General features: G+C 44.7%; 22 protein-coding genes and 1 tRNA gene. 7 read left to right on the top strand and 16 right to left on the bottom strand.

Annotated features, from left to right (window positions below):
* Positions 1 to 183 precede the first annotated feature (183 nt).
* A tRNA-Arg gene (locus tag WR49_RS16440) sits at positions 184 to 260 on the bottom strand.
* Positions 261 to 471: 211 nt separating this feature from the next.
* Here WR49_RS16440 and folD point away from each other — a divergent pair.
* The gene (folD, locus tag WR49_RS16435; RefSeq protein WP_017056435.1) at positions 472 to 1,329 is read left to right on the top strand and encodes a bifunctional methylenetetrahydrofolate dehydrogenase/methenyltetrahydrofolate cyclohydrolase FolD; all 858 of its coding nucleotides are present in this window, start codon (positions 472 to 474) and stop codon (positions 1,327 to 1,329) included.
* Between the two features lie 114 nt (positions 1,330 to 1,443).
* Here the strand turns inward: folD and WR49_RS16430 are convergent, their stop codons facing one another.
* From WR49_RS16430 to WR49_RS16415, 4 genes are all read right to left on the bottom strand, one after another.
* A complete protein-coding gene (locus WR49_RS16430) occupies positions 1,444 to 2,643 on the bottom strand; it encodes a NupC/NupG family nucleoside CNT transporter (RefSeq protein WP_046224715.1) in 1,200 nt (399 codons plus the stop codon).
* 205 nt (positions 2,644 to 2,848) lie between these two features.
* Positions 2,849 to 3,769, bottom strand: a complete 921-nt coding sequence (locus tag WR49_RS16425; RefSeq protein ID WP_082082787.1) for a LysR family transcriptional regulator — start codon at positions 3,767 to 3,769, stop codon at positions 2,849 to 2,851.
* Between the two features lie 153 nt (positions 3,770 to 3,922).
* Entirely contained in the window at positions 3,923 to 4,921 is a 999-nt protein-coding gene (locus tag WR49_RS16420; RefSeq protein WP_046224713.1) for a lytic murein transglycosylase, read from the bottom strand.
* Positions 4,922 to 4,951: 30 nt separating this feature from the next.
* Complete coding sequence (locus WR49_RS16415; protein ID WP_017056431.1) at positions 4,952 to 5,242, bottom strand: YcgL domain-containing protein; 291 nt, start codon at positions 5,240 to 5,242, stop codon at positions 4,952 to 4,954.
* Between the two features lie 221 nt (positions 5,243 to 5,463).
* On the opposite strand from WR49_RS16415, the gene minC reads away from it, so the two are divergent.
* From minC to minE, 3 genes are read left to right on the top strand one after another with little or no spacing between them, the layout of a single operon-like run.
* Positions 5,464 to 6,126 carry a septum site-determining protein MinC gene (minC, locus tag WR49_RS16410; protein WP_046224712.1) on the top strand — a complete coding sequence of 221 codons (663 nt, stop codon included), beginning with the start codon at positions 5,464 to 5,466 and terminating at the stop codon, positions 6,124 to 6,126.
* Positions 6,127 to 6,147: 21 nt separating this feature from the next.
* Positions 6,148 to 6,960: a septum site-determining protein MinD gene (minD, locus tag WR49_RS16405; protein WP_017056429.1), complete on the top strand. Its 813-nt coding sequence runs from the start codon at positions 6,148 to 6,150 to the stop codon at positions 6,958 to 6,960.
* Between the two features lie 6 nt (positions 6,961 to 6,966).
* Positions 6,967 to 7,230: a cell division topological specificity factor MinE gene (minE, locus tag WR49_RS16400; protein ID WP_017056428.1), complete on the top strand. Its 264-nt coding sequence runs from the start codon at positions 6,967 to 6,969 to the stop codon at positions 7,228 to 7,230.
* A 127-nt stretch (positions 7,231 to 7,357) separates the two neighbouring features.
* Here minE and rnd read toward each other — a convergent pair whose 3' ends face one another.
* The 7 genes from rnd to WR49_RS16365 all read right to left on the bottom strand — a co-directional run bounded on the left by rnd (position 7,358) and on the right by WR49_RS16365 (position 15,019).
* A complete protein-coding gene (gene rnd / locus WR49_RS16395) occupies positions 7,358 to 8,476 on the bottom strand; it encodes a ribonuclease D (protein WP_046224711.1) in 1,119 nt (372 codons plus the stop codon).
* 143 nt (positions 8,477 to 8,619) lie between these two features.
* The gene (gene fadD / locus WR49_RS16390) at positions 8,620 to 10,314 is read right to left on the bottom strand and encodes a long-chain-fatty-acid--CoA ligase FadD (protein ID WP_046224710.1); all 1,695 of its coding nucleotides are present in this window, start codon (positions 10,312 to 10,314) and stop codon (positions 8,620 to 8,622) included.
* Positions 10,315 to 10,419: 105 nt separating this feature from the next.
* Complete coding sequence (locus WR49_RS16385) at positions 10,420 to 11,286, bottom strand: alpha/beta fold hydrolase (RefSeq protein ID WP_046224709.1); 867 nt, start codon at positions 11,284 to 11,286, stop codon at positions 10,420 to 10,422.
* A 46-nt stretch (positions 11,287 to 11,332) separates the two neighbouring features.
* Positions 11,333 to 11,893 carry a Slp family lipoprotein gene (locus WR49_RS16380; RefSeq protein ID WP_017056424.1) on the bottom strand — a complete coding sequence of 187 codons (561 nt, stop codon included), beginning with the start codon at positions 11,891 to 11,893 and terminating at the stop codon, positions 11,333 to 11,335.
* 39 nt (positions 11,894 to 11,932) lie between these two features.
* Positions 11,933 to 12,238: a hypothetical protein gene (locus WR49_RS16375; protein ID WP_004734193.1), complete on the bottom strand. Its 306-nt coding sequence runs from the start codon at positions 12,236 to 12,238 to the stop codon at positions 11,933 to 11,935.
* Between the two features lie 91 nt (positions 12,239 to 12,329).
* The gene (gene tsaB, locus WR49_RS16370) at positions 12,330 to 13,031 is read right to left on the bottom strand and encodes a tRNA (adenosine(37)-N6)-threonylcarbamoyltransferase complex dimerization subunit type 1 TsaB (RefSeq protein WP_017056423.1); all 702 of its coding nucleotides are present in this window, start codon (positions 13,029 to 13,031) and stop codon (positions 12,330 to 12,332) included.
* A gap of 59 nt (positions 13,032 to 13,090) precedes the next feature.
* Entirely contained in the window at positions 13,091 to 15,019 is a 1,929-nt protein-coding gene (locus WR49_RS16365; RefSeq protein WP_017056422.1) for an ATP-dependent DNA helicase, read from the bottom strand.
* A gap of 316 nt (positions 15,020 to 15,335) precedes the next feature.
* Between WR49_RS16365 and purU the strand changes: the two genes are divergently transcribed.
* A complete protein-coding gene (gene purU / locus WR49_RS16360) occupies positions 15,336 to 16,169 on the top strand; it encodes a formyltetrahydrofolate deformylase (protein ID WP_029626983.1) in 834 nt (277 codons plus the stop codon).
* A 152-nt stretch (positions 16,170 to 16,321) separates the two neighbouring features.
* Here purU and WR49_RS16355 read toward each other — a convergent pair whose 3' ends face one another.
* A complete protein-coding gene (locus WR49_RS16355; RefSeq protein ID WP_017056420.1) occupies positions 16,322 to 16,918 on the bottom strand; it encodes a VOC family protein in 597 nt (198 codons plus the stop codon).
* A gap of 347 nt (positions 16,919 to 17,265) precedes the next feature.
* Here WR49_RS16355 and argS point away from each other — a divergent pair, with 347 nt between their 5' ends.
* Together argS and WR49_RS16345 are read left to right on the top strand one after the other, a co-directional pair.
* Entirely contained in the window at positions 17,266 to 18,999 is a 1,734-nt protein-coding gene (gene argS / locus WR49_RS16350) for an arginine--tRNA ligase (protein ID WP_017056419.1), read from the top strand.
* A gap of 131 nt (positions 19,000 to 19,130) precedes the next feature.
* A complete protein-coding gene (locus tag WR49_RS16345) occupies positions 19,131 to 19,559 on the top strand; it encodes an HIT family protein (RefSeq protein WP_017056418.1) in 429 nt (142 codons plus the stop codon).
* A gap of 136 nt (positions 19,560 to 19,695) precedes the next feature.
* Here the strand turns inward: WR49_RS16345 and WR49_RS16340 are convergent, their stop codons facing one another.
* Genes WR49_RS16340 through WR49_RS16330 form a run of 3 tightly spaced genes read right to left on the bottom strand, consistent with a single transcriptional unit; the run spans position 19,696 to position 22,418 of the window.
* Complete coding sequence (locus WR49_RS16340) at positions 19,696 to 19,926, bottom strand: FeoC-like transcriptional regulator (RefSeq protein WP_046224708.1); 231 nt, start codon at positions 19,924 to 19,926, stop codon at positions 19,696 to 19,698.
* A complete protein-coding gene (feoB, locus tag WR49_RS16335; RefSeq protein WP_046224707.1) occupies positions 19,923 to 22,196 on the bottom strand; it encodes a Fe(2+) transporter permease subunit FeoB in 2,274 nt (757 codons plus the stop codon). Before feoB ends, WR49_RS16340 begins: the two co-directional genes overlap by 4 nt.
* The gene (locus WR49_RS16330) at positions 22,197 to 22,418 is read right to left on the bottom strand and encodes a FeoA family protein (protein ID WP_017056415.1); all 222 of its coding nucleotides are present in this window, start codon (positions 22,416 to 22,418) and stop codon (positions 22,197 to 22,199) included.
* Between the last annotated feature and the right edge of the window lie 477 nt (positions 22,419 to 22,895).

Here is a 22,895-nt window from a genome sequence, read left to right as displayed (position 1 = left end):
ATATTGGGAAAACTCTAAAACCGTGGCCAATTTTAGTTGACCACTACACCCACAGCTCGTTGCCGTTTAGCAAAAGCTGAAATACAAAGGCATCTAAAGACACAACACGGTATTGAAATATTAAGTCGTTCTGAAATGCAAAAAACCCGACAACTCGGAGAGCTATCGGGTTTCTTTAAATAATGGCACGCCCTGAAGGATTCGAACCTTCGACCACATCCTTAGAAGGGACGTGCTCTATCCAGCTGAGCTAAGGGCGCGCTACAGGAACGAATTATACGAATTCGAATCAGTAAAGCAACGGCTTTATGTAACATTCTGATCTAAGTGGGTAAAAAAAGGGCAACAAACATATAAGTGTTGGAAATTAGACCAAAGCAATCGTTTGCCTAATGGTAATCAAAAAGATTTTCTGGAATAATGCGCCAAAAACATCAGCCACTATCTTGAATATCAATACTAAGGAAATTCATGACTGCTCAAAATATTGATGGAAAGCTAATTTCTCAAACGGTTCGCTCTGAAGTTGCTGCACGTGTAAAAGCTCGAACGGAAGCTGGATTACGCGCTCCGGGACTAGCGGTTGTTTTAGTGGGTGAAGACCCAGCTTCTCAGGTTTACGTAGGAAGTAAGCGTAAAGCATGTGAAGAAGTTGGCTTCGTATCTAAATCTTACGATTTGCCAGCCACAGCAACAGAGGATGAACTGTTAACATTAGTAGACCAACTGAACCAAGACCCTGAAATCGATGGCATTCTGGTTCAACTGCCTCTACCTGCTGGCATTGATAGTACTCACATTCTTGAGCGTATCACACCAGAGAAAGACGTGGATGGCTTCCACCCATACAATGTAGGTCGTTTGGCTCAGCGTATGCCTAAGCTTCGCTCTTGTACACCAAAAGGTATCATTACGCTACTTGACCGCTACAACATCGATTTACGTGGTAAGCACGCGGTTGTTGTAGGTGCATCAAACATTGTAGGCCGTCCAATGACGCTAGAACTGCTTCTAGCAGGTTGTACGACGACGACTTGTCATCGTTTCACCAAAGACCTTGAAGGTCACGTACGTCAAGCAGACGTTGTCGTAGTGGCCGTTGGTAAGCCAAACTTCATTCCTGGTGCTTGGATTAAGAAAGGGGCTGTTGTGGTCGATGTTGGTATCAACCGTTTAGAATCTGGCAAGCTAGTGGGTGACGTTGAATACGATGTAGCTAAAGAGAGCGCAAGCTTCATCACCCCAGTACCGGGGGGGGTAGGCCCAATGACGGTTGCGAGCCTAATCGAGAACACAATGATCGCGTGTGAGCAGTTTCACTCGAAGTAATCTGCGAATGACGGTATAAACAGAATTAGAAAGCCGCAACGTTCATCACGTTGCGGCTTTTTTGATGATTCCCCATTACAAAACGAGAAGTATAAGTAACTTAAGGTGCCGCTGTTAAAGCGAAAGTACCACACCAGCAATAGCGGCACTCATTAAGTTAGCAAACACACCTGCACAAATTGCTTTGAAGCCATATTGTGAGATAAAAGAGCGACGCTCTGGAACTAAGCTGCCCAAACCACCGATCAGAATCGCCATGGTAGAGATGTTAGCAAAGCCACATAGAGCGAAAGTTACGATCGCTTGCGAGTGCTCACTCAGTGCCTCTTTAGCGTCCATTAGTTGGATGAAAGCCACGAACTCGTTCACGACAATCTTGTTACCGATCAATGAACCTGCAACAACAGCCTCAGACCACGGTACACCGATCAGCCATGCAACGGGGGCGAACACATAACCTAGGATAAGTTCGAAGCTTAGGTTTACGCCAAACCAACCGCCAACGATACCTAGTAAGCCATTCAGCATTGCAATCACACTGATAAATGCAAGAAGTGTTGCACCCACAGCAACGGCAATACGAAGTCCAGACATAGCCCCATCAGCCATTGCCTCAACAACGTTTGTTGCTCGTGGAATTTCCACATCAGATTCAATATTTTCTTGAGCGTCATCTGGACTACCCGGTACTAAGATTTTAGCCATTAACAGGCCAGCAGGCGCCGACATGAATGCCGCAGCGATCAAGTAGTTAAGGTCGACACCAAGCGATGCATAACCCACTAGCGTGCCACCAGCAACAGAGGCCAAACCACATACCATCACGGCAAACAGCTGCGAATCAGTCATGTGCTTCAAGTAAGGCTTAACCACCAATGGCGCTTCAATCATGCCAACAAAGATGTTCGCCGTTGCAGACAGTGACTCCGCACGGCCTGTACCCAGGAACTTCTGCAGCGCACCACCAATAAGGTTGATCACCTTTGGCATAAAACCAATGTGGTACAAACCAGAGATCAGTGCAGAGAAAAAGATAATGATACCTAGAACATTAATCGCGAAAACAAATCCGTTATTTGTTAGGCCACCAAATAGGAAATTAACCCCCTCTTGACCGTAGTTGATCAAGCTAGATACCGCACCCGTGGCTGCATTCAACGCTTCTTTACCCATTGGTACATACAGAACCAATAGCGCGAATGAGATTTGTAATAAGAAAGCCAAAGAGACTGTTCTTAGTGGAATATTTTTTCTGTCCGTAGATAGTAACCAAGCGGCAACTAAAATAGTGATAATTCCAAGTAGGGAAGCCATGTGCGTCAACCTAAAAGTTGTAGGTAGGAAAGGCGACGCATTCTATAGAGGAAATCGTTTGCGGCAAGCTGAGGTTGTTAACGTGATGTTGGGGTAATCACCATTTAACTATGAATAGAATTAAGTCATTGAATTTTAATAATTAGCATTGACTAAAAAGCATACTTTTTCCATATGGAAATTATATTTATAAATTAGGAAACAGTTAGTGATGCAGTTCAACGCAAGTTTTGAGGTTTTTGTCCCAGTACGTCGGTGATCCAATATGATCTTTGATGAACTCAATTACAGCTGAAAGCTTCTTCGGCATATTCTTTCGGCTCGGATACACGGCATAAAATGGCATCAACTGACTCGCTCGCCATTCTGGTAATACTTGGATTAGCTTACCGGTTCGAAACTCTTCTTTGACTAAGTAGGTTGCCAGATAAGCAACGCCCCACCCAGCTACCGCTGCGTCTCGTACAGCCTCGGCTAAATCTACCGAGTAATCACCAGCAACTTTAACGCTAAGGTTCTCTTGTCCGTTATCAAAGGTCCACGATGTGTAATCTCGTTCTCGGCTGCGATAGATAAGACAGTTATGGTCAATCAAATCAGAAGGTGTATGAGGAGTCCCTGCCTTAATCAGATAATCAGGCGATGCTGCCACCACGAACTGACTGTCTGCTAGGCGCTGCGCAATGTAACCTTCTGGTAGGTCTTCATTGTTGGTAATCCAAAGGTCCAAACGCTCTTCAATCATGTCCACCTTGTAGTCGAACAAGTGCACCTCGATTCTCAGCTGAGGATAAAGCTGTCTGAGCTGATCAATCGCCGGAATGATGTGCAAGGTACCAAATGACTGCGACAACCCCACGCGCAATATTCCAGAGATATCCTCACGCTGGCTGTCCATATCCATTTGTGCTGCTTTTACCGTGTTAAACAGTTGCTCACAATGCTGATAGAACACCTCCCCCGCTTCGGTTAGCGTTAGGCTACGTGTGGTTCGTTGTACCAACTTGATGCCGATTGAGTCTTCAAGCAAAGCAACTTGCTTACTGATGTGAGACACGGAAACGTTCAAGCTTTTTGCAGCATTGGTAAAGCCTTCATACTTAATTAACGCATGGAATATCACCATTTGTGCAGCTCTATCTGTAAGCACAAGGCCACCTTCTTAAATCTCTGAAATATAAAATCAAAAAGGACTCCGAAGAGTCCTTTAGTTCGTTCTGCCTATGGTAGGCCAAATGCTATTCAAAGCGGCCTAGGGCTATTAACCAAATTAAGTCGATTAATCAAACTTAATTCTGTCAGCTAGATGGCTTACTGCCAAAGCAAAGTAGTAAGAACGGTTCCACTTCATTAACACATTGTAGTTGTTGTAAATGAGGTACGAACGGCCCGCTTCGTCGTCCGGCATAATCAACCAAGCTTTAATGTCTTCATCAAGCGTTGGCAGTGGGCGATCGTCATAACGCTTAATACCGAGTTCAGACCACTCTTTTAAGTACTTCGCTTTGTCTTCAGTTCGGCCTTGAAAATCAATAGATACGGTTGACGGTACGTGAACCTGGCGGCCCCAAGTATACTTATCATCCCAACCGGATTGGCTGAGGTAATTGGCTGCCGAAGCAAACACATCTTCTTCAGTCCCCCAGATATCTTTCTTACCATCACCGTTGCCATCAGCGGCAAACGCTAAGAATGAGCTTGGCATAAACTGAGGCTGACCCATGGCACCAGCCCAGGAGCCTTTCATCTCTTTTGGTGCAATATGGCCTTGATCAAGAATCTTCAACGCCGCCATTGCTTCGCTACGGAAAAACGCTTCTCTGCGCCCTTCGTAAGCCATGGTCGTTAGAGCATCGATAACACTGTAATTACCCGTGAACTTACCAAAATTACTCTCAACGCCCCATAGCGCGACAATGAATCTCGGTTGAACACCATATTCATCACCAATGCGCTTTAACGCTGTGTAATGTTTCTTATAAAGTGATCTGGCTTGCTTCACTTTCCAATCTGGTACGGCTCGTGGAATGTATTCATCCAGAGTCAGCTTCTTCTCAGGTTGGTTTTTGTCGGCTTTCACCGCTCTTGGCTTAAACGTGACACCATCAAAGGCTTCATCAATGATCGCTTCAGAAATGCCTTCTTCACGGCCTTGTTGCTTTAGTTTTTCTACATATTGTTCGAAGCTCAGTTCTTCGGCTTGTGCGGAACTTATGGTCAAGCTATTACCCAATAGTAATGCCGACACAACCAATATACTTTTCGAAAATTTACTCAACGATCAGTCCTCCTTGAATTGAGGTGGCTATCACTCTTCGTCTTGAACTTTTTGTTGAGCTTTACGCTCTTTATGACGTTCAAGTTCGTTAACTGGTGGGGGCGGAACTTGCAAAAAGAAACCATCGGTATTCAGTGATTCTTTCACTTTTTCGATGTTCACTTGAGCCAGTTTACGGCCATCCATTTTAATTACCATTACAAAGCTAGGTTTACCAAACATTTGCATCAATGCGTCAGGAACTTGTGAAAAATCATCCTTCTTAGGGATATAAAGGTATGTTCCTTCTTTCTTTGAACTTTTATATATAGAACACAGCATGACAAACCTTTTTTAAATGTTTATGACTACAAAACTCTCACTTGCGAGAGCAATAGTTTATGTTAACGAAATATTGGGAACAAAACGTTCATTTGACAACAAGATTACTTGCTGTGCTTGGTTTGTGAATATAACATGATAAACCTAGTTTCAGGCAATGCCCTTTATTTTATTGATAAAGAAATTGTACCAATCCGCAATTGAGGTCCTGTAGTTTTTCGATGTCTAGTAACCCAGATCTAAAAGGTAGTAGTTTCACGCTATCTGTTTTGCACTTATCCGATGATCAAGTCGAAAATGCAGTGTCTTTTCTTCAAGAGAAGGTAGACCAAGCACCCACTTTTTTCGCTGCTGCACCTGTTGTCATCAACATTAGTAAAGTGGTTGGCGATATCGATTTTGTGCAACTGAAAAATGGTATCTCTCAAGCGGGGATGATCCCAGTTGGTGTTGCAGGCTGTTCAGATAGGCGTACCCAAAACCTAGCGAAAGAAGCGGGGTTTGCAGTCATGACAGCCAGTAAGTCTCCATCTCAAGCACCAGCCGAAATGGCACCGATTAAAGTGGTGAGAACCCCTATTCGTTCAGGTCAGCAGGTTTATGCTAAAGATAGTGACCTGTTAATACTCAATCATGTAAGTGCAGGCGCCGAAGTCATAGCCGATGGCAGTATTCATATTCATGGCACGCTACGCGGTCGCGCGATTGCAGGAGCCAGTGGTCAAACTGAAGCAAAAATAATTTGTAATGATTTACAAGCCGAGTTGGTTTCCATTGCTGGAAATTACTGGCTCAGCGATCAAATTGAAAGCGAGTACTGGCAGAAAAAAACCATGTTCAGTATGGCAAACGATGTATTACACGTTGATGTCCTCGCAATATAAAAGAAATAAAAGGAAAAAAGAATGGCACGCATTATCGTTGTAACGTCAGGTAAAGGCGGGGTAGGCAAAACGACCTCCAGTGCAGCTATAGCCTCAGGCCTGGCTTTAAAAGGAAAAAAAACCGCAGTTATCGACTTTGATATCGGCCTGCGTAACCTAGATTTAATTATGGGTTGTGAGCGTCGTGTTGTGTACGATTTCGTCAACGTTATCAATGGTGAAGCAACGCTAAATCAAGCGATGATCAAAGATAAACGCACAGACAACTTGTTCATTCTTCCAGCTTCTCAAACTCGCGATAAAGATGCACTCACTAAAGACGGTGTTCGCCGTATATTTGATGAACTTGATGAAATGGGCTTTGATTTCATCATCTGTGACTCTCCAGCAGGTATCGAGCAAGGCGCTCTGATGGCGCTGTACTTTGCTGATGAAGCGATTGTGACGACTAACCCTGAAGTCTCTTCTGTACGCGACTCAGACCGTATTCTAGGTATTCTTGACTCTAAATCTCGCCGTTCAGAAGACGGCTTAGAGCCCGTAAAAACCCACCTTTTACTCACTCGCTACAACCCTGCTCGCGTTACTCAAGGAGAAATGCTGGGCGTGGAAGATGTAGAAGAAATCCTACACATCTCTCTACTGGGGGTGATTCCAGAGAGCCAAGCGGTACTGAACGCATCGAACAAAGGTGTTCCAGTTATCTTTGATGAAGCAACCGATGCTGGTATGGCTTACAATGATACTGTAGAACGCCTACTGGGTAGCCAAGTTGACTTCCGTTTCTTAACGGAGCAGAAGAAAGGCATCTTCAAACGACTATTCGGAGGCTAACACGCAATGTCACTATTAGAGTTTTTTAGACCACAGAAAAAGACAACCGCAAACCTAGCCAAAGAGCGTTTGCAGATCATTGTTGCTGAACGACGCAGCCATGACGATCCAGCACCATCATATTTACCAGAGCTAAAAGAAGATATTCTTAAGGTTATCGCTAAATATGTTGAAGTCGATCCATCAATGGTTGATCTAACTTTTGAACACAAAGATGACGACATCTCAGTACTAGAGCTGAATGTTAAGCTTCCAGAAGAAGATCGATAACCTTTCTGAACCAGATCGGCAAATAATACGCTTACTTATATTGATGAATAAAAAAGAGAGCCTAGGCTCTCTTTTTTGTGTCTGCAGTTTATAGCTGTAACTAAGTTCGATTTATGACAGCAAGCGGTTATTTGATCGCTTTAATCAGCTTTTCGCCAACTACTTCTAAACGCCAGCCTTGCATCACATCAGGCAGCTTCTCTGGGTTACGATCGTGCTTCCACACCCAGCTTAACACTTGGTTAAGTTGCTTTTTAGATGCCAAAAATTCTGTAGCCAAACCACTGTGTTGTGATGCGGTTTTCACTTCATCCTTCAACACTTTGAAGATTTGTTTGTAACCTGGGTAATCCATTAGACGTTCTACTGGTGCTGGATATTCTTCTTCTGGCGTGTGTTCAGCCAACTTAACGATTGAGCTAATCTTGGCGCCATGACGGCGTACAGAGCGGTAATCAAAACCTTCTTGCTCCATGTGCTTAGGATCTTTCATCGCGAATCGCGCCACTGCCCATAAATCTTGTTCTTTGAAAACAAAGTTCAACGCTAAATCACGCTTAATCGCTTCTTTTAAACGCCAAGTGGCTAACGGTCTCAAAATCGCTAGCTGTTGAGGTTTAAGCTGCCACGCACCTTTAATATCAAGGTAGGCAGTGTCTGGGTTTACTTTACGGATGCGCTTGGCAACTTGTAAGTCAGACTCTTGTTGAGCCGCTTCCCACCAGCCAGCTTCCATCACTTTTTCTAGAAGCTTATTGTACATTGGCATTAAGTAATGCACGTCTGCCGCTGCGTAATCCAATTGCTTTTGAGAAAGCGGACGCGCCAGCCAGTCTGTGCGAGATTCACTCTTATCGAGATCAACACCGACAAACTCTGAAACCAGAGCTGCAAAGCCCGTTGATAAACCATGACCTAAGAAAGCCGCCATGATCTGCGTATCAACCATTGGGGTTGGTGTACAACCAAATGCATTTTGGAACACTTCCAAATCTTCACCACAAGCATGCAGCACTTTCAGAACAGAAGCGTCTTTCAACAATCCAACAAATGGTGTCATTTCACCAAGAGCAATAGGGTCAATCAGTGACAGCGTTTCACCATCAAATAACTGAATCAAGCCTAATTGAGGGTAATAGGTTCTTGTACGAACAAACTCCGTATCAAGCATAACGACATCGGCTTGACGTGCTTGTTGGCAAACTCGCTCAAGGTCTTTCAATTGGGTAATGATTTGATAATCCACAAAAACTCTCACAGGTTTCTATTTGATCGCCGGACACAAAAATGCCGACATTAACTGTCGGCATTCTAACACCATTTTTCAGCGCTCGCTTAGATTAAGCGCCTCAGTGGTTATGGTACAGTACTTTCTCGTAAACGGACTAATTATTCGCTAGCGCGTTTCGCAAGTTCTGCATCGTTCTCTTCACGCAGTACGCGGCGTAAGATCTTACCTACGTTAGTCTTTGGCAGGTCTTCTCTGAACTCGACCAATTTAGGGATCTTGTAACCCGTTAGGTGTTCACGACAGTGCGCGATAATATCTTCTTTGGTCAAGCTAGGGTCACGCTTAACAACGTAGATCTTAACCAACTCACCGGACACTTCGTGAGGTTGACCGATAGCTGCCACTTCCAGCACTTTGCCATGCAGAGCCACGACGTCTTCAATCTCATTCGGGTAAACGTTAAAGCCAGACACCAGAATCATGTCTTTCTTACGGTCAACAATGTGCAGCAAACCTTCGTCATCGAACTTAACGATGTCACCCGTCGACAACCAACCATCTTGGTCGATGACTTCTTTGGTCGCTTCTGGGCGCTGCCAGTAGCCTTGCATCACTTGAGGGCCACGAACCTGCAACTCACCTACTTGGTCATTGGCTACAACTTTACTTTCATCATCAACAATACGTACTTCTGTCGACGGTACTGGTAGGCCAATTGCACCGGTGTAATCTTTTAGGTCATATGGATTACCAGTAACTAGCGGAGCACATTCGGTTAAACCATAACCTTCCAGCAAGTGAATACCTGTCACTTTCTTCCATTTCTCAGCAACAGAGCGCTGAACCGCCATGCCACCACCAACAGATAGACGTAGATTACTGAAATCTAACTCGTGGAAATCTTCATTATTTACTAGTGCATTGAACAGTGTATTGACACCTGTGATTGCGGTAAATGGAACCTTTTGCAGCTCTTTGATGAATCCAGGAATATCACGAGGGTTAGTGACCAAAAGGTTGCGACCACCCATCTCAACAAACAGCAAGCAGTTCACGGTAAGAGCAAACACATGGTAAAGCGGAAGTGCCGTTACGACCAACTCACGACCTTCTTGCAATACAGGGCCGTATGCGCCTTTTGCTTGAAGTACGTTCGCGATCATATTGCGGTGCGTTAAAATGGCGCCCTTTGCTACGCCAGTTGTACCACCTGTGTACTGAAGGAATGCAATGTCATCGCCAGCCATGAAAGGCTTCACATACTGAAGACGGCGACCTTTATGTAGTGCTTTTCTAAAGGAGATAGCCCCCGGTAGATCGTACTTAGGCACCATGCCTTTTACGTATTTCACTACGAAGTCGACAATCGTACCTTTCGCGCGTGGCAACATTTGCCCTAAACTGGTGAGTACAACGTGTTTAACTGGCGTGTTATCAACGACTTTCTCTAGCGTGCTCGCAAAATTTGAAACGATAACAATCGCCTTTGCACCAGAATCGTTCAGTTGATGTTCAAGCTCACGGGGTGTGTACAGTGGATTGACGTTCACAGCAATCATACCAGCACGCAGTACACCAAAAAGTGCAATTGGGTATTGCAACAGATTAGGCATCATCAATGCAACACGATCGCCTTTCTTCAGTTTTAGATCATTCTGTAAATAAGCGGCAAAAGCACGGCTGCGCTCTTCAAGCTTACGGAATGTCATTATCGAACCCATGTTTTCGAATGCAGGTTGGTCCGCGAACTTTTGTACCGACTGTTCAAACATTTCTACAAGAGATTGGTACTGATCTGGGTTGATCGTCTCTGGTACGCCACTTGGATAACGTGAAAGCCAAGGTTTATCCACGATGTTACTCCTCGTTTATCAGCTGACGACTGCTCGCCGCTATTTATCATAGCAGTATTACAGCACAGCTTTAGAGCATGAGCACTAAAAGGCTCAAACACTTGTTTAAATTTTGTTAACTACACCAAGAATTAGTTCTGAAACTAGCTCTGGGCTCTCTAAATGACAATGATGTCCGCCAGGAATCGTCTCTACATTCAGAGAATTATGGGCTGATTTGTAGCGATTGTGCCGCAAATGTCGAAATCCATCATTCCCTAAAATTATTAATTGAGGGCATTCAATAGCCGCCATAATCGCTTCGGTATGCGCCTGTGACATACGATACAACGAGTCACATTTAAGCGTTGGGTCGCATCGCCATTGCCAGGCGTTTTCTAGTTCAGCAGTACCTTGATTAACAATTCCTCGCTCAACAATAGGAGCGATTAATTCAGCATTGATTTGATTGGCGTGAGCTCTCAGTTTAATAGCGTCCTCAAGGCTTGCTAGAGGACGTGAAGGCTTTCTTCGCTGTCGAAGACGACTGAGTACCCCATCTCTCAAGCGAGAGACCGTTTCTTGGGGAGCTTCTGAAAGAGGTCCGTGACCTTCAATTTGAATTAATCCTGACACCTTTTCAGGAAAGGCGGCACTATAGCAACTTGCGATCAATGCACCAAGTGAATGTCCTACTAACACCAGTCTGTTTGGCGATAATTTCATCGCCAACTGGTGCAAATCATCGATATAGTCGTGAAACGGATAATAACTGCCCGTCTTATGCGACGAAAAGCCATGACCAAAGAGATCAATCGCAACTAGGTGTAAATGTTGTGCTCGCTTTTCTAACGTATCTATCACTGAGTTAAAGCTTGCAGAATTATCCAGCCAACCATGAATAAAAACGACCGTCATTGCGGTCGTTTGGGGGTTGCCAATCTGTTGTGTAGCAAGCGTCCCGCTCGCAAGGGAATATGACTTTTCAATCATTGATTGTATGTTGCCCTATGGTTGAGTTTGTCGAATGAAGACTCGACTATTCCACATCTTGAATCACACGCCCGTGCTGAGGCATGGTCTGAAAGCTACGGCAATGTATACTGCGACAAGAATAATACGTTGGCGCAAAGTCGTTGATCACGACTCGCTCTGTGATTTTCCACAGTCGTTGGTTATATACATTCATCACTGGAAAGGTGTAAGGGTAATCACCAATAATACCATCTTCCGTGCCATTTGATGTTCCCACTAAGGTCACTAAACGGCCTTCCGCAAAACTCAATGGCTCAACATAACCATCGATGTAAGCAACAAAACGTCCTTTCGGCTCAGCATCAATATCAGGCTTACCGCTACTGGAGATCGGCATATTAACCACTTCAACTCGAGTCTTGTCTTGTAGGTTAGTTACTTTAGCAATCACACCACCTAAACGAACATCACCGGCGTCTGGTACTGTGTTAATCCACTCTTGGTAATCGGTCACCACTTGTTCGGAGTTTGCATTCAGTTCTTCAGGTAGGGATGAGCACCCCATCACCATCAAAGAGAAAGCAACAAGGAAAAATAAGCGAGGGTTAGACATGAGAGAAAACATAATGCTGGTCCTTAGAACAGGAGAAATGAAAGCACAAAGCTATATATAAATGTCGACCCCAATAAGCTTCGCAAGTTCCTCTTTTTTAGCTTGATTCATCACATCCATATACTCCTCCATCGCACGACGTCCACGTCCTTCTGGAAGATCATATTGAACCTGAGCTTTGTGAATCTCAGATTCTTTGACTTGGCGAATGGAATGCGATACAGCATTCGCAACCTTAGTTGGCTGACCAACGGAGGTTTTTGCATCGCCTTTTTTTACCTCGTTCTTTTTATTGGTTCGATTGGTTTTGGATGTATTGCCTATCGAAGAAGGAGGTAAGCCGTTTAGTGAAACCATGCTTGAAGAGTTTTATACCTGACTTTAGTGATTTTACTTATGAGTTTATCATGGCTCTACAAGATAAGTTGCAGAGCCAAACAGTACCTATTTACTCACGACCTGGCAGCTTTTTCCACGTCACTTTATCACGAAGATAAACAGGCTCAGACTCTTCTGCTGCAACCGCTTTACCTTCTGCATAAGCAAATTGAGCAAGGAACGCCATATCTTGCGCTTCTGGGAACAGAACCTCACACTCTTTAATGTTGATCGCCAGTGTATCCATGTGCTCTGCGTACGCTTCCCAACCGGTGCCTACTTTTGCCCATGTCTCAGAATCCACCTCAAGCTGCGCTGCCAATTCGCTTGGAGGTGTGACACATTCAGCATCAACTGCAGTCCAACGACCGTCTTGTTCACGGCTATAACGAGCCCAGTACACTTCACTCATACGCGCATCAATCGCTGTTGCTACGTGAGTTTCACCAAATTTACGGTAGCTGCCTTGCGCCATCGCTGCCAGTGTAGAGACACCGATCATTGGTAAATCCGCACCAAAAGCTAAGCCTTGAGCAATACCAATACCAATACGTACACCCGTGAAACTGCCCGGGCCTTGGCCAAACGCGATTGCGTCGATATCGGTTAAAGCGACATTCGCTTCTTTCAGTACTTCATCAACCATAGGTAGAATTTTTTTCGTATGGTCTCGAGGAGCCTCTTCGCTACGTGCGAACACCTGGTCACCCATTACTAGTGCAACTGAACAGTTTTCAGTTGCGGTATCTACTGCAAGAATTTTCGCGCTCATTCGTGTCTCAAATATTCGTTATCTAATCTAAAAATAGTGGCTAAGCTCAACAATGCCAGTTACTCAGCAGCGGTTGAATGGTCTTTAGCTAAGAACTTTTTAATGATCCCTAAGTCACGGGTACGAGGGATAGGCGGTAAACTCGCCAAAAATATGCCTCCGTAATCACGAGTCACCAATCGGTTATCGCAAATAATCAAAGCGCCATTATCGCGTTTGTCACGTATCAATCGGCCGACACCTTGTTTCAAGGTAATCACCGCGTCTGGCAACTGTACTTGAGCAAAAGGATCACCCCCTTTTAGCTTACAGTCCTCGATTCGAGCCTTAAGTAAAGGGTCATCAGGGGCCGTAAAGGGCAATTTATCGATGATAACACAGCTTAATGCGTCGCCCCTAACATCTATCCCTTCCCAGAAAGCGCCTGTCGCTACGAGCAATGCGTTACCTAATTCCATGAATTCGGCTAAGGTTTTTTGCTTGCTTGTCTCACCTTGCAATAGAACAGGAACCGAGAGGGTTTCTCGGAATCGCTCGCCTAGCTCTTTCATCATGCTGTGTGAAGTACACAAGAAGAAACAGCGACCTTGGTTTTGCTCGATCACCGGAGTCAGCATTCGAACCAACTTATCCGCCAAGCCCGGGCTATTTGGTTCGGGAAGATAGCGAGGCACACATAAACGTGCCTGATTCGGATAATCAAATGGGCTCGGCAGTGAAAACTGAGCCGACGGCTTTAAGCCAAGTCGAGAGGTGAAGTGGTCGAAATCATCCGACACCGCCAAGGTTGCAGAAGTAAAGACCCAAGCGCCCGGTTTAAGCTCGATTTGTTCGTGGAATTTATCCGCAACCGACAGTGGTGTGATGTGCAAAGCGAATTGCCTTGGTGTGGTGTCATACCAATAAGAGTAACCCGTAATCGACACATCGCACACACGTTCGATGCGTGACTTAATCATGTTTGCACGTTCAAAAGCCGTGTCTAACAGTTGGCTCCGACCCAATGCGAGCTTCAATACATCGACAGCCAGTTGCAGCGCATCTTGCAGACGAACTAGTTCTCGCGCAATCGACTCAGATTTTAAAGCCTCACGCCAGTTACCACGAAAGCCAGTATCGCCCAATACAATACGTAGATCGGCGGCAGACTGAACGAGCCTGTCACCCACTTTTTGTAGCTGACGCATGTCTTTGGCTTCGGTTCGGTAGGCGATCTCGATGTCTTTAGCGAGCTCATTGATTTGTCGGCTCGAAACGGACTGGCCAAAGTATTGGCTGGCAATATCAGGAAGTTGATGCGCTTCATCAAAGATAAACACATCCGCCTCTGGAATCAGCTCACCAAATCCGGTTTCTTTAATCGCTAAATCGGCTAGGAACAGGTGATGGTTTACGACGACCACATCGGAATCCATTGCTTTCTTACGCGCTTTAAGCACAAAGCAATCGGTATAACTTGGGCACTCTTTACCTAAGCAATTATCATTGGTCGAGGTAATGGTTGGAATAACCGGGCTGTCTTCAGCGATATCATCACAATCGCCCAAATCACCCGTTTGAGTGGATGACGACCAACTACGCACTTTGACTAACTGAGCCAGCAGTGTTGGGTCGGTATGAGCGCCATGACTCTCGATCATTTGACGGCTGAGCCTATCCAAACACAAATAGTTTGAACGCCCTTTGAGTAACGCAACCTGACCATAAAAGCCAAGCGCATCGACCATCAAAGGTAAATCTCGGTGAAACAGCTGTTCTTGAAGGTTTTTAGACCCCGTACTAATGATGGTTTTCTTACCACTCAGGAGCGCTGGCACTAAGTAAGCAAAGGTCTTACCGGTACCCGTTCCCGCTTCAACAACTAATTGGCTCTGTTTCTCAATAGCTTGTGAAACCGCTTCAGCCATGTCTAGCTGAGCTTGTCGTGGTTGAAATCCTGGGATCGCTTTACCCAGAGCACCATCAGCAGAAAACGTTTTAGATATCATAGAGTACGAAGTTTAGAAAAAGAGAAGGCGAATTATGGCAGGTTTAATGAGCCGGCGCGAATCAGAAATGACTGATCACAGGATGAGTCTATCGAATAGAACATGGCAAGCTAAGCTCTCCCTACCAACCTAGCCCAAAACAAATAAAAGGGTTGTTTAGCTACTTACGATTCAAATAACGAGATAACGCGGCAGAATTTGTTGAAACCAACTTGATAATAGATTAATTATAACGGTGATATTGCGGCTCAGTTCACCGTTCGACGGCCTGCATTTAATTTGAAAAATAAAAACATTTCACGGAAGTAAGATGCAAATGGAAAGAAAAACTTTACTAACACATTGTACAGATGCCCCTGGCCTCATCTCAAAAATCACCAATATTTGTTACAAGCACCAACTCAATATTGTCCACAACAATGAGTTCGTAGATAACACAAGTGGTCACTTTTTCATGCGTACCGAGCTAGAAGGGTATTTCAATGACGAAACCTTGCTAGCCGATTTAGATCAAGCGCTGCCAGAGAATGCGAAACGTAAGCTAATGAGCTCTTCTCGCAAGCGTGTTGTGATACTTGTGACCAAAGAAGCACACTGCCTTGGCGACATTCTAATGAAGAATTTCGATGGCAGTTTAGACGTAGAAATCGCAGCCGTTGTTGGCAACTATGACATTCTACAAAGCCTAACCGAACGTTTTGATATTCCTTACCACCATGTTGCTCACGAAGGACTAAACCGTGAAGAACATGAGAAAAAGATGCTGGAAGTGATTGACCAATATCAAGCTGACTACCTTGTATTGGCAAAGTACATGCGTGTTTTAACCCCTGGATTTGTTGAAAAGTACAACCATAAGATCATCAACATTCACCACAGCTTTTTACCTGCATTCATTGGTGCAAAACCCTACCAGCAAGCGTATGAGCGCGGTGTAAAAATCATTGGTGCAACCGCTCACTTCGTGACTAATGATTTGGATGAAGGTCCAATCATTAAGCAAGACGTTATCCCAGTGGATCACAACTTCAGCGCAAAAGACATGGCGCAGGCTGGTCGCGACGTAGAGAAGAATGTATTGAGTAAGGCTCTAAATAAGGTGATCAACGATCACGTGTTTGTTTACGGCAACAAGACTGTGATTCTGTAAGTCACTTATTTAAGTACAACTTACCGTTAGCACCCAATAAAAAACGCGTAATAGGATTTCTCCATTACGCGTTTTTTGTATCTGATGTTCAGGGTAACTTTAAGGTATTCCGACGAGCCTAGACGAGATCAGGAATCTATTGTCAGCAACTCTTAAGCCTGTTCTGATTCCACAATTTTCTTCAAAGAGTGTGGGTGCAGCTTGATGCAGATTCCTTGATGCTTGAATGCAACCGTTGGGTTATTCAGACGTTCACCCTCGCCTTTCGGGCTAGAGAGTTTGATCTTAACGCCTTGCTCAGCCAGCGTTTCAAAGTTAGCAGCGAACTGCGGGTAAGTTTCTTTAAGATCCGCTAGATACTCATCAGCTGTTTGGGCGTGAGAAGGAATCACAAACTCTACATGTTCCCAATCTTGGCTTGGGTAAATCTTACCTTCAGCTGGATATGGCAGCTCTAAGCATTCAATGCTCCAGCCAAGACTTTGTAACGGTTCATCGAAAGCCAACACCACAATTGGACGACCATTAATCATCGCCTCTGAAATCGTAGAACCGTATTCAGACCATGCTTGATGCGCAGATTTCGCCAGCTCAGTTTCATTGATTCTTAGCGCGATATGATCCGCTTGAGCAAAACTTAAGTCCAAACCCAGTTTACTTCCTAGGTTCTCAATTTTCGCCATAAACGTATCAAGGCGGGCAATCATTTGTTGTGGTTCTAGTTCGGCTTGTTTGAGGCTCATCATCATTGCCAGTATTTTTCAATTAGTGGCTGCATGTTATCATTTTTGCTTTCTTCAACAAGCGTTGCTTTTGCAAAAAATACTCAATAAATATGCTCATTCGATTCCTTAAACATTCAAATTCGACTTGGCAAAAGTTGTTTGTCAAAACCCCCTCATGAAATGTTAATTTTCTATCAATTCCACCTATAAGAAACCTCACAAAATTGGTATGATTACCGCCATTTCTATGAACTTAAACAGAGTCTGCTGCCAGTTTGGGCATTAAATCGTTAACTAGAAGCATAATTAACCAATTTAATGACCAAGAATTAACAGCCACTCTTATCATCCTTGAATTGAAGGAAACGCGTGTGAATATCCAAGCACTTATTAATGACAAAGTATCTCAGGCTCTAGAAGCCGCTGGCGCACCCGCAGGCTCTCCTGCTGCTGTTCGTCAATCTGCAAAACCACAATTTGGTGACTACCAAGCAAACGGCGTTATGGGCGTAGCTAAACGACTAGGCACTAACCCACGAGAATTTGCTCAAAAAGTATTGGACGTTCTAAACCTAGACGGTATCGCTTCTAAAGTAGAAATCGCCGGCCCAGGTTTCCTAAACATCTTCCTAGATGAAGCTTTCCTAGCAAAACAAGCAGACGCCGCATTAGCTGACTCTCGTCTTGGTGTTGCAGTAGCAGAAACACAAACCATTGTTGCAGATTACTCTGCGCCAAACGTAGCAAAAGAAATGCACGTTGGTCACCTACGTTCAACCATCATCGGTGATGCGGTTGTTCGTACTCTAGAATTCTTAGGTCACAACGTTATCCGTGCTAACCACATCGGTGACTGGGGAACTCAATTCGGTATGCTGATCGCAAACCTTGAGCGCGTTCAGGCTGAATCTGGTGAAGTTTCAATGGAACTTGCTGACCTTGAAGGCTTCTACCGTGAATCTAAAAAACTTTATGACGAAGACGAAGAGTTTGCAGTTAAAGCACGTGGCTACGTAGTGAAACTGCAAAGCGGCGACGAGTTCTGCGCAGAAATGTGGAAGAAGCTAGTTGACGTGACTATGATTCAAAACCAACGCAACTACGATCGTCTAAACGTGTCTCTAACACGTGATAACGTAATGGGCGAAAGCATGTACAACAACATGCTTCCAACTATTGTTGCGGATTTGAAAGAGAAAGGGATTGCTCAAGAAGATGACGGCGCACAAGTTGTATTCCTAGACGAATACAAAAACAAAGACGGCGACCCAATGGGCGTTATCATCCAGAAGCGCGACGGCGGTTTCCTTTACACAACAACCGACATTGCTTGTGCAAAATATCGTTTTGAGGAGCTAGGCGCAGACCGTGTGCTTTACTTCATCGACTCACGTCAACATCAGCACTTAATGCAAGCTTGGACTATCGTTCGTAAAGCAGGTTACATCCCTGAATCGGTTTCTCTTGAACACCACGCGTTCGGCATGATGTTAGGTAAAGACGGTAAGCCATTTAAAACTCGTGCTGGTGGTACGGTTCGTCTTGCTGATCTTCTTGATGAAGCAGAAGGTCGTGCTGCGCAACTGATCGAATCTAAGAACCCAGAACTAGCAGAAGACGAGAAGAAAGCAATCGCGAACACTGTTGCGATGGCAGCGGTTAAGTACGCAGACCTTTCTAAGCACCGTACGACTGACTACGTGTTCGATTGGGACAACATGCTTGCGTTCGAAGGCAACACGGCACCATACATGCAGTACGCATACACTCGTGTTGCTTCTGTATTCGCTAAAGCTGGCGTTTCTATGGACTCTCTTGAAGGAACAATAAAAGTCACTGAAGAGAAAGAAAAAGCGCTTATCGCGAAACTGCTACAATTCGAAGAAGCCGTTCAGTCTGTTGCTCGTGAAGGTCAACCACACATCATGTGTAGCTACTTGTTCGAACTAGCTGGTCAATTCTCTAGCTTCTACGAAGCGTGCCCTATCCTAGTTGCTGAAGACGAAGCTGTTAAGCAGAGCCGCCTGAAGCTTGCTGCACTAACAGCGAAGACAATTAAGCAAGGTTTATCGCTTCTAGGTATCGACACGCTAGAGCGCATGTAAGCGATTCGAGATTCGAGATTCGAGATTCGAGATTCGAGATTCGAGAAAATTAGAAAGGTTGGCGTGAAAGCGCCAACCTTTTGTTTTATCTGTCGTATACTGATTCAAACTATATGAATGGGAAGACAACAATGAGCTTTGAACTTCACCCACAGTTAGCAAAAGACACCACGCTTATCGGCGAATTTCCACTGAGCTTAGCTCTGCTACACAAAGATAACGCTGTGCCTTGGGTTATCTTGGTACCAAAACGTGCCAACCTAAAAGAGTTGCACCACTTACCAATGAAAGAACAACAGCAGTTCCTACATGAATCTCAAGCGGTAAGCCAAGCACTGGAAGCTACATTCCAACCAGATAAACTCAACCTTGGCGCACTAGGTAATGTGGTGCCACAACTGCACATCCACCATATTGCACGCTTCAAAGATGATATCGCGTGGCCTGGCCCAGTATGGGGCAACACCAAAGGCGAACAGCGCTGTGAAGAAGAGCAAGCCGCTATCCTGACTCGTATTCAAAACGTTCTGTCACTGAGCTCTATTTTCAAGAAAGCATAATTCGAATTGGTTTCGTTGAGCTTAAAAGCAAAACATTTCAGAAAAAGCACATAACAAAAAGCCGCTCATCTAAAAATAAGTGAGCGGCCTTTTTATTGTCTAATCTCGCCGTTTCAACGAGAGTATAAAACCAGAACTACATCATCACATTAAGCGACAGGCCATCTTGTTTGCTGATTGTGTAGCGAATGCGCGTTGTATGACCATGATTATTCGTATCGACCAAGCGAGAAACTTTCCCTTTCTTGACCCAAACACTCAGCATCGCATCGACGCCATCTTCACTCATGCCAAACTTTGCAGCGAGCTCTTTACGAGCCGCAACGCCGTGGCTATCAATGTATTGATGAAGTTCAGTTAAAATCATACTACTTGCACCTCTAGTGCTTTCTGCTTACTGCCCACTTTCTTGAAGACGCGATACGTCACCACAAAACCACCAGCAATCGCCACCATCCATACTGCACTTGTCACAGGATGCGCAGCAAAGTTTGCCGCTTGGTAGTAGAAAGTCGCACCAAAATAACCAAGCGCCATTGTCCAAACCGCAATGAAGCGTGCGAACGTCTGGCCGAACTCACGCACATAAGCCCCCATCGCAGCCACACAAGGCGTGTAAAGCAGGATAAGAATCAAGTAAGCGAATGCCGCATGGCCGGAAACAAACTTGTCTTTCAAGTTGCCAAAGATAGAGGTATCCACTTCTTGGTCAGCTGCCACAGAGCTAGAGTCAGACAAGTCGCCAACTTCAATACCTAATGGATCTGAGTAGCTCAAACCAGCTAGGTTTTCAGGGATCGTCATTACCGCTTCTTGCAAGCTTGCTGCTAAGTCAAACTCAGCCGCTTCTTCATCAGAAGGCGTTGTGTATAGGCTATTTAATGTACCAACAACGGCTTCTTTAGCGAAAATACCTGTGATGATACCAACCGTTGCAGGCCAGTTCTCTTCAGTAATACCAATTGGTTGGAATACCGGTGTGACAACTTGAGCTGCTCTAGACAGTACTGAGTTTTCGCTGTCTTCGTTACCAAAGCTACCGTCCATACCTAGAGAGTTTAGGAAGCTAAGAATAGCCACAACCATCACGATTGTTTTACCTGCACCAAGTACGAAACGCTTTAGCTTCTGCCACGTTTTTAGCATTACGTTTTGCACTGTCGGCAATTCGTAATCTGGCATTTCCATAACCAAGCTATCGCTGCTACCTGGGTAGATCGTGTTTTTCAGGAAAAGGCCCGTAAATACAGAAGCAACGATACCCATGATGTACAGAGCGAATACTACGTTTTGACCCGCGCCTGGGAAGAACGCCGCTGCGAACAGTGCGTATACCGGTAAACGAGCACCACATGACATAAACGGCGCCATTGATGCTGCCAATTTACGTTCGCGCTCTTGGTCAAGAGTACGAGTTGCCATGATTGAAGGCACGTTGCAACCAAAGCCCAGTACAAGTGGGACGAATGCTTTACCCGGTAAACCAATCTTCTGCATCACTTTATCAAGTACGAATGCAGCACGAGCCATGTAGCCTGAGCTTTCTAGTACCGCTAAGAATAGATAAAGCGCAGCGATAACAGGAATAAAGGTCGCAACCGTTTGGATACCACCGCCAATACCATCGGCCAATATAGTGACTAGCCAAACAGGCAAGTGACCATCCAATAAGTGGTGCCCACCATCAACTAATATTGCCCCAACACCAATATCGAAGAAGTCGATAAACGCACTACCGATATTGATAGAGAACATGAACATCAGGTACATGATAACGAAGAAGAAAGGAATACCGACCCATTTGTTCAAAATGAATTGATCTGCTTTTTCTGTGAAGTTGCGGCTTAGCTTACCTTCGCTGCGACGCACACGCTTACAAAGGTCATGTAAGAATGTGTATTTCGCATCAGCGACAGCAAGGTCGATATCAAAGTCAGCACCAAGACGTACGCCATCAATTTGAGTACGAGTCAGCGGAGCCAGTCCATTCAATACCAAGTAATCATTTTCTAAAGCACGAATCGCTAGCGCTCGGTGAGATACGTCAGCATCATCAAATTGTGACTCAACAGAAGGGATAAGAGCTTCTAACGCGGCATCGTAATCAATAGAGATAGGATCAAGGCTCACACCTTGAACAAGCAGTTTATGCAGACGCTCTTTAAAGCGAACCACTTGGCCTTTGTCGTTTGCAGACAAGCTTAGAACTGGGCAACCTAACTCTTTCTCTAATGCTTTAAGGTTAATCACCTGACGTTCGCGCTTTAATACATCCATTTTGTTCAACACAACGATCATTGGGCGACCCAACTCACGTAGCTGTAATGTCATATATAAGCTTCGTTCTAGACAGCTAGCGTCGACAACATTAATGATCACACCTGCTGGGTGAGTTAAAACAGCGCGAGACGCGATAGACTCATCGATGCTGTTCGCATCATTACCACTGTCTAGTGCGTAGATACCCGGTAAATCCGTTAGTTGAAACTGATCACCAGCGTGCGAATATACGCCCGTCTTCTTCTCTACAGTTACACCGACCCAGTTACCAACGTGCTGCTTGGCACCAGTCAATGCATTAAATAATGTTGTTTTACCACTATTCGGGTTACCAACGGTGAGAACTTGATAATCCATTTAGATAACCTCGATTTGTTCTGCGATGCTTTCACGAATGGCGATTGAAACCCCTCTCACTTCAACTTGAAGCGGATCCCCCATAGGTGCACGGCGAATCAGAGTCACCTCGGTTTTCGGCAACATACCCATGACCATGAGTTTTTTTCTAACTTCTGGTGTTAAACCGGTTAGCGCAACAATAGAAGCCGCTGTGCCTTGCTCTAGTTGTGAGAGTTTCATAAGTACCCAATCCGTGACTGATAATGAGAAATATTGTTATTAGCGTCATAATACACATGCATGACCACAATTCTATTGTGTAAAATCAAAGTTTTCGGAAATACATACTCGTAAATTTCGTTAAAACCGTTTACGTCAAAAACGTTATTTTCAACAGTTACCGAGGTCTTCCCTATGGCTATCAATCACAAAAACACCAAACAAACACATAGATATCAACAAGTTACAATGTTGTCGCATTTATCACAGATATCTGGCGTTAATTTTATAAGTAAAATAAGTAGCAAACCGTATAGTTACTCCATCGAAGAGAAACTCCTTCTCTTTAATTTTATTCCAGAGGTGATGTGGTTTTCCATATCACTCCGGCAGCAAGCGAAGGTGCCCTTGGCACCCGTGGTATAGTCCCCCGGCTATACCACGATATTTTTTTTCGTTTCCAATCTCTCTATCCACAAAAACATTTAATACTTCTAG

Source organism: Vibrio sp. ECSMB14106 (assembly GCF_000972265.1).
GTDB lineage: Bacteria > Pseudomonadota > Gammaproteobacteria > Enterobacterales > Vibrionaceae > Vibrio > Vibrio kanaloae.
Note: the sequence above shows the minus strand (reverse complement) of the source record. Positions and strands in the feature narration are given on the sequence as shown.

Bases quoted from the DNA above. Each gene is read 5' to 3' on its own strand.
- WR49_RS16380 (WP_017056424.1), bottom strand. From the start codon at position 11,893: ATGTTTTCTCTCATGTCTAACCCTCGCTTATTTTTCCTTGTTGCTTTC.
- WR49_RS16375 (WP_004734193.1), bottom strand. From the start codon at position 12,238: ATGGTTTCACTAAACGGCTTACCTCCTTCTTCGATAGGCAATACATCC.
- folD (WP_017056435.1), top strand. From the start codon at position 472: ATGACTGCTCAAAATATTGATGGAAAGCTAATTTCTCAAACGGTTCGC.
- WR49_RS16415 (WP_017056431.1), bottom strand. From the start codon at position 5,242: ATGCTGTGTTCTATATATAAAAGTTCAAAGAAAGAAGGAACATACCTT.
- WR49_RS16365 (WP_017056422.1), bottom strand. From the start codon at position 15,019: ATGATATCTAAAACGTTTTCTGCTGATGGTGCTCTGGGTAAAGCGATC.
- WR49_RS16385 (WP_046224709.1), bottom strand. From the start codon at position 11,286: ATGATTGAAAAGTCATATTCCCTTGCGAGCGGGACGCTTGCTACACAA.
- WR49_RS16340 (WP_046224708.1), bottom strand. From the start codon at position 19,926: ATGATTTTAACTGAACTTCATCAATACATTGATAGCCACGGCGTTGCG.
- WR49_RS16425 (WP_082082787.1), bottom strand. From the start codon at position 3,769: ATGGTGATATTCCATGCGTTAATTAAGTATGAAGGCTTTACCAATGCT.
- WR49_RS16355 (WP_017056420.1), bottom strand. From the start codon at position 16,918: ATGATGATGAGCCTCAAACAAGCCGAACTAGAACCACAACAAATGATT.
- WR49_RS16330 (WP_017056415.1), bottom strand. From the start codon at position 22,418: ATGAAACTCTCACAACTAGAGCAAGGCACAGCGGCTTCTATTGTTGCG.
- tsaB (WP_017056423.1), bottom strand. From the start codon at position 13,031: ATGAGCGCGAAAATTCTTGCAGTAGATACCGCAACTGAAAACTGTTCA.
- WR49_RS16345 (WP_017056418.1), top strand. From the start codon at position 19,131: ATGAGCTTTGAACTTCACCCACAGTTAGCAAAAGACACCACGCTTATC.
- purU (WP_029626983.1), top strand. From the start codon at position 15,336: ATGGAAAGAAAAACTTTACTAACACATTGTACAGATGCCCCTGGCCTC.
- minC (WP_046224712.1), top strand. From the start codon at position 5,464: ATGTCTAGTAACCCAGATCTAAAAGGTAGTAGTTTCACGCTATCTGTT.
- minD (WP_017056429.1), top strand. From the start codon at position 6,148: ATGGCACGCATTATCGTTGTAACGTCAGGTAAAGGCGGGGTAGGCAAA.
- minE (WP_017056428.1), top strand. From the start codon at position 6,967: ATGTCACTATTAGAGTTTTTTAGACCACAGAAAAAGACAACCGCAAAC.
- WR49_RS16430 (WP_046224715.1), bottom strand. From the start codon at position 2,643: ATGGCTTCCCTACTTGGAATTATCACTATTTTAGTTGCCGCTTGGTTA.
- feoB (WP_046224707.1), bottom strand. From the start codon at position 22,196: ATGGATTATCAAGTTCTCACCGTTGGTAACCCGAATAGTGGTAAAACA.